The organism is Bradyrhizobium sp. SK17, from assembly GCF_002831585.1.
Taxonomy (GTDB): Bacteria; Pseudomonadota; Alphaproteobacteria; order Rhizobiales; family Xanthobacteraceae; genus Bradyrhizobium.
Window position 1 is genome coordinate 1497416 of the sequence record NZ_CP025113.1, and the last position, 14936, is coordinate 1512351.

A 14936-nucleotide genomic window follows, 5' to 3' on the forward strand; every position below is an offset into this window, starting at 1 on the left:
AGCTCAGGTCGACGGGTGCTGCTCCTGCGGCGTCAGGGCGCAAAGCCCTTCGCCAGCAGCACGATGCCTTGCGCGCCCGCTTTGCGATCCCGCGAGATCTCGACATACTCAGGCGATTCCGACCAGGCGCGGAACGCGGCTTCGTCGGGGAACGACATCAGCACCAGCTTGTCGCGATCCCAATTGCCTTCGAGCACGGCCGGCTGTTCATCGGCTGACAGCAGCCGCCCGTTGAACTTCCTGAACACATCGAAGAAGCGCGCCTGATACCGATCATAGGCGGCACGGTCGGTCATCTTGAGTTGCACGATCACATAGACAGTCACTGCCGTTCCCTTCCGGACACTTCGTCGCATGCGCCGTGTGCGTTCATGGCGCATTCAGTTGCGCGTTCTTAGCGTCACGCCGGGAGCGACTGCAATGAACGCAATGGGACCGGCTGCCATGCAGCGGGGCCAGATTGCTATTGTCAGGGAGGTTCGGAGATGAGGGAAGGATATTTGCGGCGCGGGCTGCTGCGCCGTGTCGGTGTTGCGGCGGCCACGGTCTTCGCGCTGTCGATCGCCGCGCAGCAACGCGCCGAAGCGCTGTCGCTGGCGAGCCCGGGCAGCGTGCCGGCGGCGAAATCCGCGGCGGACGCAATGACGACCGAGGTTCGCCACGGTGGCGGCGGCCATGGCCACGGCGGAGGCTTTCATGGCGGAGGCTTCCGCGGCGGTGGCTTCCATGGTGGTGGATTTCACGGCGGCGGTTTCCGCGGCTTCCACGGCGGCGGTTTCCGCGCCGCGCCGGCGTTTCATGGTGGCTATCACCATGGCGGCTTCCAACGCCATTACGGCGGCTATCATCATCGCTTCTACGGCGGCGGTTACGGCTACGGCTATCGGCCCCATTACCGCCGGCACTTCCATCACCGGCGCTACGTCTACGGATCGTCCTACTATTACCCGGCCTATTATCACCATCGCTGCCGGGTGATCTGGACTTACTACGGCCCGCGCCGGATCTGCCGGCCATGGTGGCATCACCGTCACCACTGGCGGCCGTACGGTTATTGGTGAGAGATGAAACGACAGCGGGCGCCAGATGGCGCCCGTTTTGTCAGAGCATGCTTCGCGAAGACTCAGCTGTGACCATGATCCTTCGCGGAAAACCGGTTCGCACTTTTCCGGATCATGCTTCAGTCCCAGTCCTTCAGCCGCCAGGGCTTGATCTTCCACGGCGTCAGATTTTCCATCCGCCATTGCGTCCAGCGTTCTGGCGGCCAGTGGCCGAGGCGCGAGGTCTCCTTCACCTCGGCAGGCGGCAGATCGATCACGCGTGGGGTGGCGCGGCGGCGCTTCTGCCGCGTCGCCTCGCTGATCATATCGACGAATTCGGATTTGTCGGCCACGGCACTGAGCTCCTTGCGAAGGCTTGGTTTCGCAAGGAGGCAGTGTGCGGGCGCGGCGTTAACGTGCGGTTTCCGGAATGCCGCGAGCTTGAGACGATTTGCCAGAGCGTTTTCGAGCGAAGTGAATACCGGTTCGCGTGAAGAACGCGCGTCAAGAGAAAAGACCCAGGGCCCCGTTCCGATTCGATCGGAACGGGAAGGGCCCTAGCGCCAGTCGCGGACGTCGACGAAGTGACCGGCGATCGCGGCGGCCGCGGCCATCGCGGGCGACACCAGATGGGTGCGGCCCTTGAAGCCCTGGCGGCCCTCGAAGTTGCGGTTCGAGGTCGAGGCGCAGCGCTCTTCCGGTTTCAGCTTGTCCGGGTTCATCGCCAGGCACATCGAGCAGCCCGGCTCGCGCCAGTCGAAGCCGGCCGCAATGAAGATCTTGTCGAGGCCTTCGGCTTCCGCCTGCTCTTTCACGATGCCCGAGCCCGGCACGATCATCGCGTTGACATGGGCGTTGACGGTCTTGCCCTCGGCGATCTTGGCGGCAGCACGCAGATCCTCGATGCGGCCGTTGGTGCAGGAGCCGATGAAGACGCGGTCGAGCTTGATGTCGGTGATCTTGGTGCCGGCAGCCAGGCCCATATATTTCAGCGCACGGTGCTTGGAGAGGCGCTTGGCCTCGTCCGCGATCTTGTCCGGATCGGGCACCACGCCGGTGATCGAGATGACGTCCTCAGGGCTCGTGCCCCAGGTGACGATCGGCGGCAGCTTGGCGGCGTCGAGCCGCAGCTCGTGGTCGAAATGCGCGCCTTCGTCGGAGCGCAGCGTCTCCCAATAGCGCATCGCGGCATCCCAGGCGGCGCCCTTCGGCGACTTCGGACGATCGCGCAGGAAGTCGAACGCCTTCTGATCCGGTGCCACCAGGCCGGCGCGCGCGCCGCCTTCGATCGACATGTTGCAGACCGTCATGCGGCCTTCCATCGACAGCGCGCGGATCGCCTCGCCGGCATATTCCAGCACATAGCCGGTGCCGCCGGCGGTGCCGATCTCGCCGATGATCGCCAGGATGATGTCCTTGCCGGTCACGCCGTCCGGCAACTTGCCGTCGACGATCGCGCGCATGTTCTTGGCCTTCTTCTGGATCAGCGTCTGCGTCGCCAGCACGTGCTCGACCTCTGACGTGCCGATGCCGTGCGCTAGCGCGCCGAACGCGCCATGCGTCGAGGTGTGGCTGTCACCGCAAACGATGGTGGTGCCGGGCAGCGTGAAGCCCTGCTCCGGGCCGATGACGTGGACGATGCCCTGGCGCTTGTCGAACTCGTTGTAATATTCGATGCCGAATTCCTTGGCGTTCTCAGCCATCACCCGCATCTGCTCGATGCTCTCGGGGTCCGGATTAGGCTTCGAGCGATCGGTGGTCGGGATGTTGTGGTCGACGACGGCGAGCGTCTTCTCCGGCGCGTGCACCTTGCGCCCGGCGGCGCGCAGGCCTTCGAACGCCTGCGGCGAGGTCACCTCGTGCACCAGATGGCGGTCGATATAGAGCAGGCAGGTGCCGTCCTCGGCTTCGTGGACCAGATGGTCGTTCCAGATCTTGTCGTACAGCGTGGTCGGTTTGGACATGAGCTTCGGCTCCAGAAGAAATTCATTGATTGATGGCGTTGAGCGCATCGCGCGCGAGCAGGCGAAAGGGTCCAGGCAGCGTTACGCTGCGGGCCTAAGCTCTGATGTCGCCGACGTCGCGAAGCGTCCGAAGAACCGGCCGGGCAGCCGCGAGCGATCGTCGATCACGACGCGCTTGCAGGGCTGGTTTGCTTGATCCGGAACCATTCTAAATTTCTATCACAGGGCTCGCGCCCGCGACAATCGACCGATGCGCGGACCTGCACGTCAGATAGGTATGCCGCAACAAAAAAGCGCGGGGCAGGCCCCGCGCTTTCCGTCAAACCCTTGCGGGGTGGATTACTCGCCGACGGCGGTCTGGCGGTCCTGCTTCTCGACGATGCGGGCCGACTTGCCGCGCAGGTTGCGCAGGTAATACAGCTTGGCGCGACGCACCTTGCCGCGACGCACCACCTTGATCGAGTCGATCATCGGCGACATCACCGGGAAGACGCGCTCGACGCCTTCGCCATAGGAGATCTTGCGCACGGTGAAGCTCTCGTTGAGGCCGTGGCCGGAGCGGCCGATGCAAACGCCTTCATAGGCCTGCACGCGGGTGCGGTCGCCTTCGACCACCTTCACGTTGACGATCACGGTGTCGCCGGGGCCGAATTCCGGAATGGTCTTGGTGGCGGCGAGCTTGTCGAACTGCTCTTTTTCGAGCTGCTGAATGAGGTTCATCGAAATCTCCATCGGCGGCGCGCCCAGCCTGAATGGGGGCTGCGCAAACGTCCATCTATCCTGCGCGTGTGCGGATTTGGCCGCCCGTATAAGGCAAAGCGCAGGGTTTGTCACCCGTCTGTCGTGTTTTTTGTCCGTCGCGGCGCGGCTTTTTGGCCGGCACGCCTAGCCCAGAGATCCGGCCGCCGGGCCGCCGTCAGGGCCTCGGATTGGGCCAGCCGCCAGGCCGCGACCTTGGCATGGTCGCCGGAAATCAGGATTTCCGGGATCTGGCGGCCCTCAAACTCCTGCGGCCGGGTGTATTGGGGGTATTCCAGTAGTCCTTCGGAGAAGCTTTCCTCGGTTCCCGAGGCCAGCTTGCCCATCACCCCCGGCAACAGGCGGACGCAGGCGTCGATCAGCGCCATCGCAGCGATCTCGCCGCCCGACAGCACGTAATCGCCGATCGAGACCTCCTCCAGCCCCCGCGCCTCGATCACCCGCTGGTCGATGCCCTCGAAACGTCCGCAGACGATCAGCGGGCCGGGCCCGGCGGCCAGCTCTATGACCTGGCCCTGGGTCAATGGCCGGCCCCGCGGGCTCATCAGCAGGCGCGGGCGGTCAGCCGCGGCCTCAGCGGCATCGATCGCCGCCGCCAGCACGTCGGCCCGCAGCACCATGCCCGGGCCGCCGCCAGCCGGGGTGTCGTCGACGCTGCGGTGCTTGTCGGTCGCCGATGCCCTGATGTCGCGGGCCTCCAGCGCCCAAAGGCCCGACGCCAGCGCCCTGCCGGCGAGGCTGACGCCGAGCGGTCCCGGAAACATATCCGGGAACAGGGTCAGCACGGTGGCGCGCCAGATGGGCTGTTGCGATGTCATGGCCTCTGGTTACGGCACCACGGCCGTGAGGTCGAGACTCTGCATCAATGAGAAGCGACCCTGGATCTCGGGCTACGGGCTTTGGTTGGTTGCGCTTCACGCCGCCTTTGGATCGTCGCCCAGATGCCGGGCGAGGGCCATCGCAAGCGGACAGATCGCGAGCGCCGTCAGCGCGGTCGCCGTCGTGGCGAGCGTCGGACCGAGCGCGTCGCCGAGCAGGCCGTAGATAACAGGCGCGATCGCGCCTGATCCGATGGTGCCCGTATAGAACAGCGCGAAGGCGCGTTCGGTCTGGTGCGGCGGCGTGAGCTCGGGCACCGTGCCATAGAGCACCGAGGAGGTGCCGTTGAGCATCACGCCGAGCAACGGCAGCAGCACGATCGCCGGCGCCAGTGGCAGTAGCAACACCGCGACGATCAGCGTCGCCGTGCCGCCTTCGGTGATCAGCACGGTGCGCAGGGTGCCGACGCGCGCACCGAGCCAGCCGCAGGTGAATTTTCCCGCGGCGCCGCCGATGAAGACCAGCGCCAGCGCAAGGCCGTTGGTCGGCAGCGAGGCGCCTTTGTCGCGCAACAGGAACGGCAGGAAGGTGAGGAAGCCCATCCGCACCGCGGTGTCGAGGATGCCGATCGCGAGCAGCCAGTGAAAGCCGCGGCCCGCGCGCTCGCGGCGCGATGCGGCGGCTTTCTTGTGTTCGGCGCCCTTGCCGACCGGCGGCATCCAGAGCGCGATGCAGGCTGCGACCAGCGCGCCCGCCAGCGCCAGCACCAGCAGCGTGTGCCGCCACGTCATGATCACGAGCAGGATCGAGGTCAGGGCCGGGATCGCCGCCTTGCCGAGATCGCCGGTGAAATTGTAGATGCCGAGCGGGCCGCGCGCCGCCGCGCCATACGCACGCGACACCGCAGCGGAGGCGATCGGATGCTGCGTGCTCGAGCCCGCGCCGGAGAGCGCCAGCGCCAGGCCAAGGCCGATCACGCCGCCGGAAAATCCGGCAAGCACGTAGCCGAGCGCCGACAGCGCGGTGCCTGCGATCAGGATGATCTTGCCATCGATCCGCTCGGCGATGCGCCCGACCGGAATCTGCAAACCGGCCATGGCGCCGGCATAGAGGCCGCGCAGCAGCGCCAGCAGCCCATAGCTCAGGGCGAATTCGGCCTGCCAGACCGGCAGCAGCACGTAGATCAGGTCGGTGTAGCCGTCGTGGAGGGCGTGGTTGAGCCCGGTCACCGTCAGCGTGCGGGTGGCCCGTCGGTCGGCGGGGCGCGAGATGCCGGTTTCCGCTGACACGCTCATTGCCGCCACCCGATGCAAGAAAATCTATAGATTGGGAGACGGTGCATTTCGCGAAGGTCCTTAAAAAGAAAGCCATATAAGCGGCTTGCCGGATACTATGCGCCGCTAATGCCGCTGTCACAAATCAGTAATAATCGGATCATGGGTTAGAAAATCTGGTATTGAGGAGTCATGTTCGTCCCACGCCGCAGCCTGCCGCCGCTCAATGCGGTTCGCGCCTTCGAGGCCGCCGCGCGGCTCGGCAGCTTCAAGGAAGCGGCCGCCGAGCTCAGCGTGACCCATGGCGCCGTCAGTCAGCAGATCCGCCTGCTCGAGGAATGGCTCGGTGCGCCGGCGCTGTTCCGGCGGTCGGTGCGGCGCGTGGTGCTGACGCCGGCGGGCGCCGCGCTGCTGGCCGAATTCGCACCCGCGCTCGACCGGATTTCCGCCGCCGTGCAGCAGCATCGCGAGCGGCGCGGCGATGCGGCGGTCGCGGTGTTGCGCGTCAATGCGCTCGCGACCTTCAGCCTGCGCTGGCTGCTGCCACGGATGAGCCGGTTTCGTGCCGAGCATCCCGACATCGAGGTGCGCTTGAGCACGTCGAACGATCCGGTCGATGCATTGCCAGAGTCATTCGACGTCGTGATCCGCGGCGGTCCGGACAGCTTTCACGGCTTCTCGTCGCGCTTCCTGGTGTCGGAGCGGCGGTTGCCGGTGTGCAGTCCGTCGTTGCTGGCGCAATTGCCGCTGCATGAGATCGCGGACCTCTCGCGGCACACGCTGCTGCATGTCACGTCGATGCCGCGGTTGTGGCGCGACTGGCTCACCGAGGCCGGGCAATCCGCGCTGGAGCCGGCGGCCTCGCTGACCTTCGATCATTTCTATCTGACGATCCAGGCTGCGCTCGATGGTCTCGGCGTCGCGATGGGGCCGACCGCGTTGATCGCGGACGATCTCGTGGCCGGGCGTCTGGTGACGCCGTTTCCGGACGTCAGCCTGCCGGCGCGGAGTTACTTCGCTTATTTTCCCGCGGGGCGCAGCAACGATCCGCACAGCGCAGTGTTCTGCGACTGGCTCGAGCAGCAGGGCCGAAGCTAAGTTTTGATCAGGCCGCCGACGGATCGTCGCCGTCGATTTCCTGCGGCAGGTCGATCACGACGCGGCCGCCGTCGAGATCGACGGTCGGCACCACGGCGTTGGTGAAGGGCAGCAGCATCGTCGCGCCCTGCGGCGGAGCGATCTCGATGATGTCGCCGGCGCCGAAATTATGGATCGCGATCACCTTGCCGAGCGGCCGGTCGTCTGATGTCACCGCGGCGAGCCCGATCAGGTCGGTATGGTAGTATTCGCCATCGTCGGTGTCCGGCAGCCGCTCGCGCGGGACGTAGAGCTCGAGGCCGTTGAGCCGTTCGGCATCATCGCGGCTGGCGACGCCCTTCAGCGTCACCACCAGATGGTCCTTGGCCTCACGGAGATGCGTGACCTCGAACTGGCGCGCGCCGTCCTTGGTCATTAGCGGGCCGTAATCCTTCACGGCCAGCGGGTCTTCGGTGAAGGTCCATAGCCTGACGGCGCCGCGCACACCATGCGCAGCGCCGATCCGGGCGACACAGACCGATGCGGCCACGATCGTCGCCGTTCAGCTTACGCCTTGGCGGCGGCTTCGGCCTGCGCCTTGCGCTCCTTGCGCGGCACGGCCTTTTCCGGGTTGTTGCGCGGCGCGCGCTTCTTGACGCCGGCGGCGTCGAGGAAGCGGGTCACGCGGTCCGACGGCTGCGCGCCCTTGGCGAGCCAGGCCTTCACCTTGTCCATGTCGAGCTTCAGACGCGCTTCGCTGTCCTTGGGCAGCAGCGGGTTGAAGTGGCCGAGACGCTCGATGAAACGGCCATCGCGCGGGAAGCGCGAGTCGGCGACGACGACGTGATAGACCGGACGCTTCTTGGTGCCTGCGCGAGCGAGGCGGATAACAACGGACATTCAGTTCTCCTTCAAAGGTCGATGTGTTCGATTGATTGGCATTCCGCGCCGCGCCGGCATCTCAGCCGTCGCGACGAATTCCTCATTTCTTCTTGCCCGGGAAGCCGCCGAGGCCCGGCAGCATCGGCTTGCCGCTGAGGCCGGTCAGGCCCGGAACGTTGGGCAGGCCGCCGCGCAGTCCGGCCGGCAGATCCTTCGGCAGGTTGGGCAGGCCGCCGCCGGCGCCGCCCTGCATCTTCTCGGCGAGCGCCTTCATCTCTTCCGGCGACGGCGGCTTCATGCCGCCGCCAAAGCCCATCGCCTGCGCGATGCCGGCGAGCGGGCCGCGCTTGCCGCTACCCATGGCCTTCATCATGTCGGCCATGTTCCGATGCATCTTCAGCAGCTTGTTGATCTGCTCGACGTTCTGGCCGGCACCGGCCGCAATCCGCTTCTTGCGGCTCGCTTTCAGGATGTCCGGGTTCTTGCGCTCCTGCCGCGTCATCGAATCGATGATCGCGACCTGGCGCTTCAGGATCTTGTCGTCGATGCCGGCGGCAGCGATCTGGTTCTTCATCTTGGAGATGCCGGGCATCATGCCCATCAGGCCGCCGATGCCGCCCATATTGGCCATCTGCTGTAGCTGCTCACGCATGTCGTTGAGGTCGAACTGGCCCTTGCGCATGCGCTCGGCGGTGCGCGCGGCCTTTTCGGCGTCGATGTTGGCGGCGGCCTTCTCGACCAGCGAGACGACGTCGCCCATGCCGAGGATGCGGCCGGCGATGCGGCTCGGATGGAAGTCCTCCAGCGCGTCGGTCTTTTCGCCGGTGCCGATCAGCTTGATCGGCTTGCCGGTGACCGCGCGCATCGACAGCGCGGCGCCGCCGCGGCCGTCGCCGTCGACGCGCGTCAGCACGATGCCGGTGAGGCCGACGCGCTCATCGAACGAGCGCGCGAGGTTGACCGCGTCCTGGCCGGTGAGCGAGTCCGCGACCAGCAGCACCTCGTGCGGGTTGGCGGCGGCCTTGATCTCGGCTGCCTCCTTCATCATGTCTTCGTCGAGCGTGGTGCGGCCGGCGGTGTCGAGCAGCACCACGTCGTAACCGCCGAGCTTGCCGGCCTCGAGCGCGCGCTTGGCGATCTGCGGCGGCATCTGGCCGGCGACGATCGGCAGGGTCGGGATGTCGAGGTCGCGGCCGAGCACCGCGAGCTGCTCCATCGCAGCCGGGCGGTAGACGTCGAGCGAGGCCATCAGCACCTTGCGTTTGTCGCGCTGGACCATGCGGCGCGCGAGCTTCGCGGTGGTGGTGGTCTTGCCGGAACCTTGCAGGCCGACCATCATGATCGGAACCGGCGGCACGGAATTGATGTCGATGGTCTGGCCGTCGGAGCCAAGCGTGGCGACCAGTTCGTCATGGACGATCTTGACCACCATCTGGCCCGGCGTCACCGATTTGACGACGGTTGCGCCGATCGCCTGCTCGCGGACCCGGTCGATGAAGCTGCGGACCACCTCGAGCGCGACGTCGGCTTCGAGCAGCGCGCGGCGAACCTCGCGCATCGCGGCATCGACGTCCTTTTCGGTCAGCGCACCGCGCCCCGTCAGACGATCGAGAATGCCACCAAGCCGTTCCGACAGATTGTCGAACAATGCCGTTGTCCTTCGTTGCGCCCGTGAGCGCGCGTCACTCGTTGCTCGTCATACCCCGCGAAAGCGGGGTATCCAGTACGCCGCGGCGGCTCGGTTCAACCCGCGCTGCCTCTGGAGTACTGGATCACCCGCTTTCGCGGGTGATGACCACATAGTCCGCCTTGGAAGCGTGCCAAGACGGCGCGCCAAGACGATGGTCCAAACACTTTCGCGCCCGAGGGCGCATCGCGCTGTCGGGCGTTGGCCTCTGGCCTCCAGGACCAGTGGGCGGGTCGAAAAGACGGAGCTTTCCGAGAAAGTCGCGGCGTTAAACGCTGCCGGGACGGCAAAGTCAAGGAAAGTTTCGCCGCGATTCGCGTGCCCCTGGCTTTAAGGTACTGAAATCACGTCGGTTTGCCGAATTGGTTCCGAATTCGCTGGGGCCACCCATATGAACGGAGCCTGCCTCCTGTTCGGGAACCCGCTTGCCCATCACCCGCCGCCGCGTTCTTGCAACCTTGACCGGAGCCGCCGCTGCGATCGGCGTGCCCTCGATCTGGATGACTTACATGAAAACCTACGACGGCCCCGTCTCGGATCATTTCGACGGCCTGCACTTCTTCGATCCGGATGGTTCGCCGCCGAAGTCGCTCGGCGAGGTGCTGCGTTGGCAGTTAGGGGGACGAGGCAAGCGCGAGGTGTGGCCGGAATGGGCGCCCAGTCCCTATGCCGATACGCCGCCGCCGCGCGTCGAGGGCGACAAGGTGCGGCTGTGCTTCGTCGGCCATGCCAGCTGGCTGATCCAGGCTGGCGGCCTCAACATCCTGGTCGATCCGGTGTGGTCGATGCGGGCCTCGCCCTTCAGCTTCGCTGGTCCCAAGCGGCACAACGATCCCGGCATCGCGTTCGAGAAACTGCCGAAGATCGACGTCGTGCTGGTGTCGCACGGTCACTACGACCATCTCGACACGGCGACGCTGTCGAGGCTTGAAGCAACGTTCGGCCCTCGCGTGATCACGCCACTCGGCAACGACATCACGATGCGCGCGGCGGATTCCGCGATCAGGGCCGAGGCATTCGACTGGCATCAGCGCGCCGAGCTCGGCAGCGGGCTCGCGGTGACGCTGGTGCCGACGCGGCACTGGTCGGCGCGCGGCCTGTACGATCGCAACAAGGCGCTGTGGGCGAGTTTTGTCCTCGAGACGCCGGGCGGCAAGCTCTACATCGTCTGCGATTCCGGCTATGGCGACGGCCGGCATTTCCGCCGCGTCGCCGACGCGCATGGCCCGTTGCGGCTCGCGATCCTGCCGATCGGCGCCTATGAGCCGCGCTGGTTCATGCAGGACCAGCACATGAACCCGGAGGACGCAGTGAAGGCGCTGGCCGATTGCGGCGCAGCCCAAGCGCTGGCGCATCACCACGGCACGTTTCAATTGACCGACGAGGCGATCGACGCGCCTGTGATTGCGCTGGGTGAGGCGCTGGATGCGGCGAAAGTGCCGCGGGAGAGGTTCTTGACGCTGAAGCCGGGACAGGTGTTCGAGATTTGACAGCTGTCGTCCCGGGCAAGCGAAGCGCGACCCGGGACCCATAACCACAAATGCTGATTGTCGGACAACGCTGGAGCCACAGCCCGCTAGAACGACTGGGGCCTGTGGTTATGGGTCCCTGCTTTCGCAGGGACGACAGCCGGGCTTATTGATTGGCCTTGATCGCCCAGGAGACGCTCACATTGACCGTCAGCGTTTCCTCGCCCTGCGCGACCGGCGTCGGTGCTGCGGCGAATCCTGCCGTGGCCATCTTGGCGCGGAACATCGGAACAGGCGCCGAGCCGACTTCCGAAATGCTCAGCGGCGCACCGAGGGTGACGCCGGCGGCCTTGGCGTAGATCTCGGCCTTGCGGCGGGCATCGGCGACCGCCTTCTCGCGGGCGTCGTCGAGCAGCTTGGAGGCCTGCGACACCGAGAAGTTGATGCCGCCGATGTCGTTGGCGCCGGCGCCGACCAGGACGTCGATCACGCTGGCGACCTTGCTGACGTCATGCAGCCTGATCGTGACGCGGTTGCTCGCGTGGTAGCCGACGATGCTCGGCGGCGCGGTCGGCGACGATGGCGGACGGTTGGCGAATTGCGGTTGCAGCGACAGCCGCGAGGTCTGATAGTCCTTCTCCGCGATCCCGGCGCCCTTCAGCGCCGCCAGCACTTTGCCCATCGTCACGTTGTTGGCGTCGGAGGCCTCGCGCGCGGTCTTGGCGTCGGTGGTGACGCCGGCATCGAGCTGGGCCTGGTCGGGCGGCACCGAGACGGTGGCCTCGCCCGTGACAGAAATCGCTGGCGGGAAGTCGGAATCGGCCATTGCGGGTGCGGCGAGCAGGGTGGTTGCGAGGAGGGCGGCGGCAAACGGGAGGCGATGGGTCATCTGGCTCACTTCAGGGGGACGTAGACGTTGATCACAAGCTTGTCTTCGGCAGTCTTCAGCGGATCGGTGATGTATTCCTCGATAAAGGTGTCCTTGGCTTCGAGCTTCTTGTCGTCGAGGTGATTGGTGATCGCCTCATAGGTGTTGTCCATGTTGTCGTAGGAGCCGCGATGGACGAACTTCAGCGCCTTGCCGTCGGGCGAATTACCCATGCTCATGCTCTTGCCGAGGTTCTTCACGTCCTGGTCGACCGGGATTTCGGCAATGAAGGTGAAGCCGGTATCGTCGGTCGAGGTGTAGACGATCATCGGATTGCCTGACGCCTTGATGCCGTCCTTGTCGAGCAGCGCGGTGAGCTGCTTGAACGCCTCGATCAGCGCGTCGAAGGCCGAATCCCAGTTCGCGGTGCCCTTCAGCATCACGACCTTTTTCGGCTCCAGGGTGAACGGCTCGCCGAACGGATCGGCGGTCTGGACCGGCGCGGCCGGCGGCGTCGGGCTCTGCGATGCGGCAGGACTGTCGGCTGGCGACTTGGTCTCGGCCGGCGGGGGCACCGGGGTTGCCGAGGGCGTCGGGGTGGGGGTTGGGCTCGGGCTGGCTGCCGGGGCGGGCGATGCGGCCGGCGACTGGGCAGCCGCCGGGCTTGCCAGTGCGATCGCGGCCAAGGGCAGCAGCGCGAAAAGGGCCGCGCGGAGCGTGCTGATACGGTTCATTCGGTCTTCTCCATCCCCATCCTCAGACGGCCGCTCGATCTGTCCCGGGGCACGGTCCGCAAGGTGCGCTAGTCCTAACACGCAAGTTCTGCATTCGTCCCATGACAGATGTGTCATAGGACCATTCAGGCTGGCTAACGGCCTATCACTCGCCATATAACCGGGCGGAATTTGGGAAAATCGATGAGCGCGCTCGCCAATCACGCATTCGCCAAGATGAACGGCATCGGCAACGAGATCGTCGTCGTCGATCTGCGCGATTCGAAGGGGCAGGTTTCGGCTGAGGAAGCGCGCGCGGTGGCCTCGCCGGCGGGCGGCGTGCCCTATGACCAGCTGATGGTGCTGCAACCGCCGCGGCTCGACGGCACCGAGGCGTTCATCTCGATCTACAACAATGACGGCTCGGAGGCCGGGGCCTGCGGCAACGGCATGCGTTGCGTGGTGCGGCGGATCTTCGAGCAGACCGGCCAGACCACGGCGACGTTCCAGACCCGCGCCGGCCTGCTCAATTGCTGGCAGGGCCCGGCGCCCGATCTCTACACCGTGGACATGGGCGCGCCGAAGTTCGGCTGGCAGGACATTCCGCTGGCTGAGGAATTCCGCGACACCCGCTACATCGAGCTGCAAGTTGGGCCGATCGACAATCCGGTGCTGCACTCACCCTCGGTGGTCTCGATGGGCAATCCGCACGCGATCTTCTGGGTCGACGACGTTAACGTCTATGACCTCGAACGTTTCGGGCCGCTCCTGGAAAACCATCCGATCTTCCCGGAGCGCGCCAACATCACGCTGGCGCATATCGTCGATCGCGACCACATCACGATCCGCACCTGGGAGCGCGGCGCCGGCCTCACGCGGGCCTGCGGCTCGGCGGCCTGCGCGACCGCGGTGGCGGCAGCGCGGCTGAAGCGCGCCAACCGCAGTGTCGAGATCACGCTGCCCGGCGGCAAGCTCGGCATCGAATGGCGCGAGCGCGACGATCATGTGCTGATGACCGGCACCGCCGATTTCGAATATGAAGGCCGCTTCGATCCGGCGCTGTTCGCCAGCGTCGCCTGATCAGGCGTTTGGGATCGGTTATGGGCGTCGACGTCGTCACCTTTGGCTGCCGCCTCAACGCCTTCGAATCCGAGGTGATCAGGCGCGAGGCCGAACAGGCCGGGCTCTCCGACACCATCGTCATCAATAGCTGCGCGGTCACCAACGAGGCTGTGGCGCAGGCCCGGCAGTCGATCCGCAAGCTGAAACGCGAACGGCCCAATGCGCGCATCGTGGTCACCGGCTGCGCGGCGCAGACGCAAGTCCGGATGTTCGCCGACATGACCGAGGTCGATCGCGTCGTCGGCAATGACGAGAAGATGCGCGGCGAGGCCTGGCGCGCGGCGCGCAATGCATTCGATATCGGCACCAGCGAGAAGGTCGCGGTTGCCGACATCATGGCGGTGACCGAGATGGCGCCGCATCTGCTCGACGGCTTCGAGCGCGGTCTGCCGCGGGTGTTCGTGCAGGTGCAGAACGGTTGCGACCATCGCTGCACCTTCTGCATCATCCCCTATGGCCGCGGCAATTCACGCTCGGTGCCGATGGGTGCGGTGGTCGATCAGGTCCGTGCGCTGGTCGAGCGTGGTCATGCCGAGATCGTGCTGACCGGCGTCGATCTCACGAGCTATGGCGCCGACCTGCCGGGTGCGCCGAAGCTCGGCCAGTTGACCCGGCAGATCCTGCGCCACGTCCCCGAGCTGAAGCGGCTGCGCATCTCCTCGATCGATTCGATCGAGGCCGACCGCGATTTGCTCGACGTCATCGCCGACGACATCAGGCTGATGCCGCATCTGCATCTGTCGTTGCAGTCCGGCGACGACATGATCCTGAAACGGATGAAGCGCCGGCATTCGCGGCGGGATGCGATCGACTTCTGTGCGCAGGTGCGCCGGCTGCGGCCGGACATCGCGCTCGGCGCCGATATCATCGCGGGCTTCCCGACCGAATCTGAGGAGATGTTCGCGCGCTCGCTCGGCCTGGTCGAGGAATGCGACCTGACCTTCCTGCACGTCTTCCCCTATTCGAAGCGTCCGGGCACGCCGGCGGCGCGGATGCCGCAGGTCGACGGCGGCACGATCAGGGAGCGCGCGAAACGGCTGCGCGCGGCGGGCGAAGCCGCGCTGCAACGGCGGCTGGCGGCCGAGATCGGCGCGACGCGCGAGGTGCTGATCGAGAGCGGCACGCAAGGCCGCACCGAGCATTTCCTGCCGGTTGCGATCGATGGCGACGTGCCCGGTGCGGTGCGGCGATTCATCGTGACCGGCCACGACGGCGCGCGCCTCGTTGGGGCGTGTGGGGATGTCGACCAAGGCTGACGTCCG

17 protein-coding genes are annotated in these 14936 nt (G+C 66.1%); 6 read left to right on the forward strand and 11 right to left on the reverse strand.

Translation table 11 applies throughout. The features are described from left to right. Positions 1-32: 32 nt before the first annotated feature. Positions 33-326 (reverse strand): DUF1330 domain-containing protein, encoded by a 294-nt coding sequence (locus CWS35_RS06975; protein WP_024583219.1) that lies wholly within the window; start codon positions 324-326, stop codon positions 33-35. Between the two features lie 159 nt (positions 327-485). Here CWS35_RS06975 and CWS35_RS06980 point away from each other — a divergent pair, with 159 nt between their 5' ends. Then, positions 486-1061 (forward strand): hypothetical protein, encoded by a 576-nt coding sequence (locus CWS35_RS06980; protein WP_100951495.1) that lies wholly within the window; start codon positions 486-488, stop codon positions 1059-1061. 119 nt (positions 1062-1180) lie between these two features. Here the strand turns inward: CWS35_RS06980 and CWS35_RS06985 are convergent, their stop codons facing one another. Both CWS35_RS06985 and leuC read right to left on the reverse strand, forming a co-directional pair. After that, positions 1181-1393, reverse strand: a complete 213-nt coding sequence (locus CWS35_RS06985) for a hypothetical protein (protein ID WP_024583221.1) — start codon at positions 1391-1393, stop codon at positions 1181-1183. Positions 1394-1597: 204 nt separating this feature from the next. Further along, on the reverse strand, positions 1598-3004 hold the full coding sequence (gene leuC, locus CWS35_RS06990; RefSeq protein WP_024583222.1) for a 3-isopropylmalate dehydratase large subunit: 1407 nt from the start codon (positions 3002-3004) through the stop codon (positions 1598-1600). On the opposite strand from leuC, the gene CWS35_RS38825 reads away from it, so the two are divergent. Continuing rightward, positions 3003-3200: a hypothetical protein gene (locus CWS35_RS38825; RefSeq protein WP_157817084.1), complete on the forward strand. Its 198-nt coding sequence runs from the start codon at positions 3003-3005 to the stop codon at positions 3198-3200. The two genes, leuC and CWS35_RS38825, sit on opposite strands and share 2 nt — an antisense overlap. A gap of 143 nt (positions 3201-3343) precedes the next feature. Here the strand turns inward: CWS35_RS38825 and rplS are convergent, their stop codons facing one another. The 3 genes from rplS to CWS35_RS07005 all read right to left on the reverse strand — a co-directional run bounded on the left by rplS (position 3344) and on the right by CWS35_RS07005 (position 5877). Continuing rightward, positions 3344-3724, reverse strand: a complete 381-nt coding sequence (gene rplS, locus CWS35_RS06995; RefSeq protein ID WP_024583223.1) for a 50S ribosomal protein L19 — start codon at positions 3722-3724, stop codon at positions 3344-3346. Positions 3725-3834: 110 nt separating this feature from the next. Further along, positions 3835-4581 carry a tRNA (guanosine(37)-N1)-methyltransferase TrmD gene (trmD, locus tag CWS35_RS07000; RefSeq protein WP_100951496.1) on the reverse strand — a complete coding sequence of 249 codons (747 nt, stop codon included), beginning with the start codon at positions 4579-4581 and terminating at the stop codon, positions 3835-3837. A 96-nt stretch (positions 4582-4677) separates the two neighbouring features. Continuing rightward, positions 4678-5877, reverse strand: coding sequence for an MFS transporter (locus CWS35_RS07005; RefSeq protein WP_100951497.1), 1200 nt, complete (start codon positions 5875-5877; stop codon positions 4678-4680). Between the two features lie 171 nt (positions 5878-6048). Between CWS35_RS07005 and gcvA the strand changes: the two genes are divergently transcribed. Beyond that, a complete protein-coding gene (gene gcvA / locus CWS35_RS07010) occupies positions 6049-6954 on the forward strand; it encodes a transcriptional regulator GcvA (protein ID WP_100951498.1) in 906 nt (301 codons plus the stop codon). A 7-nt stretch (positions 6955-6961) separates the two neighbouring features. Here the strand turns inward: gcvA and rimM are convergent, their stop codons facing one another. The 3 genes from rimM to ffh all read right to left on the reverse strand — a co-directional run bounded on the left by rimM (position 6962) and on the right by ffh (position 9463). Beyond that, positions 6962-7483 carry a ribosome maturation factor RimM gene (gene rimM, locus CWS35_RS07015; protein ID WP_024583227.1) on the reverse strand — a complete coding sequence of 174 codons (522 nt, stop codon included), beginning with the start codon at positions 7481-7483 and terminating at the stop codon, positions 6962-6964. Between the two features lie 17 nt (positions 7484-7500). Continuing rightward, on the reverse strand, positions 7501-7833 hold the full coding sequence (rpsP, locus tag CWS35_RS07020; protein ID WP_024583228.1) for a 30S ribosomal protein S16: 333 nt from the start codon (positions 7831-7833) through the stop codon (positions 7501-7503). Positions 7834-7915: 82 nt separating this feature from the next. Continuing rightward, a complete protein-coding gene (ffh, locus tag CWS35_RS07025; protein WP_024583229.1) occupies positions 7916-9463 on the reverse strand; it encodes a signal recognition particle protein in 1548 nt (515 codons plus the stop codon). Positions 9464-9927: 464 nt separating this feature from the next. Between ffh and CWS35_RS07030 the strand changes: the two genes are divergently transcribed. Then, positions 9928-10992, forward strand: a complete 1065-nt coding sequence (locus CWS35_RS07030; protein ID WP_168226279.1) for an MBL fold metallo-hydrolase — start codon at positions 9928-9930, stop codon at positions 10990-10992. Positions 10993-11137: 145 nt separating this feature from the next. Here CWS35_RS07030 and CWS35_RS07035 read toward each other — a convergent pair whose 3' ends face one another. Together CWS35_RS07035 and CWS35_RS07040 are read right to left on the reverse strand one after the other, a co-directional pair. Further along, positions 11138-11860 (reverse strand): SIMPL domain-containing protein, encoded by a 723-nt coding sequence (locus CWS35_RS07035; protein WP_100951499.1) that lies wholly within the window; start codon positions 11858-11860, stop codon positions 11138-11140. 5 nt (positions 11861-11865) lie between these two features. Next, complete coding sequence (locus tag CWS35_RS07040; protein ID WP_100951500.1) at positions 11866-12573, reverse strand: GyrI-like domain-containing protein; 708 nt, start codon at positions 12571-12573, stop codon at positions 11866-11868. A gap of 183 nt (positions 12574-12756) precedes the next feature. Between CWS35_RS07040 and dapF the strand changes: the two genes are divergently transcribed. After that, entirely contained in the window at positions 12757-13632 is an 876-nt protein-coding gene (gene dapF, locus CWS35_RS07045) for a diaminopimelate epimerase (RefSeq protein WP_100951501.1), read from the forward strand. A gap of 20 nt (positions 13633-13652) precedes the next feature. Then, complete coding sequence (gene mtaB / locus CWS35_RS07050) at positions 13653-14930, forward strand: tRNA (N(6)-L-threonylcarbamoyladenosine(37)-C(2))-methylthiotransferase MtaB (protein WP_100951502.1); 1278 nt, start codon at positions 13653-13655, stop codon at positions 14928-14930. Positions 14931-14936: the final 6 nt, after the last annotated feature.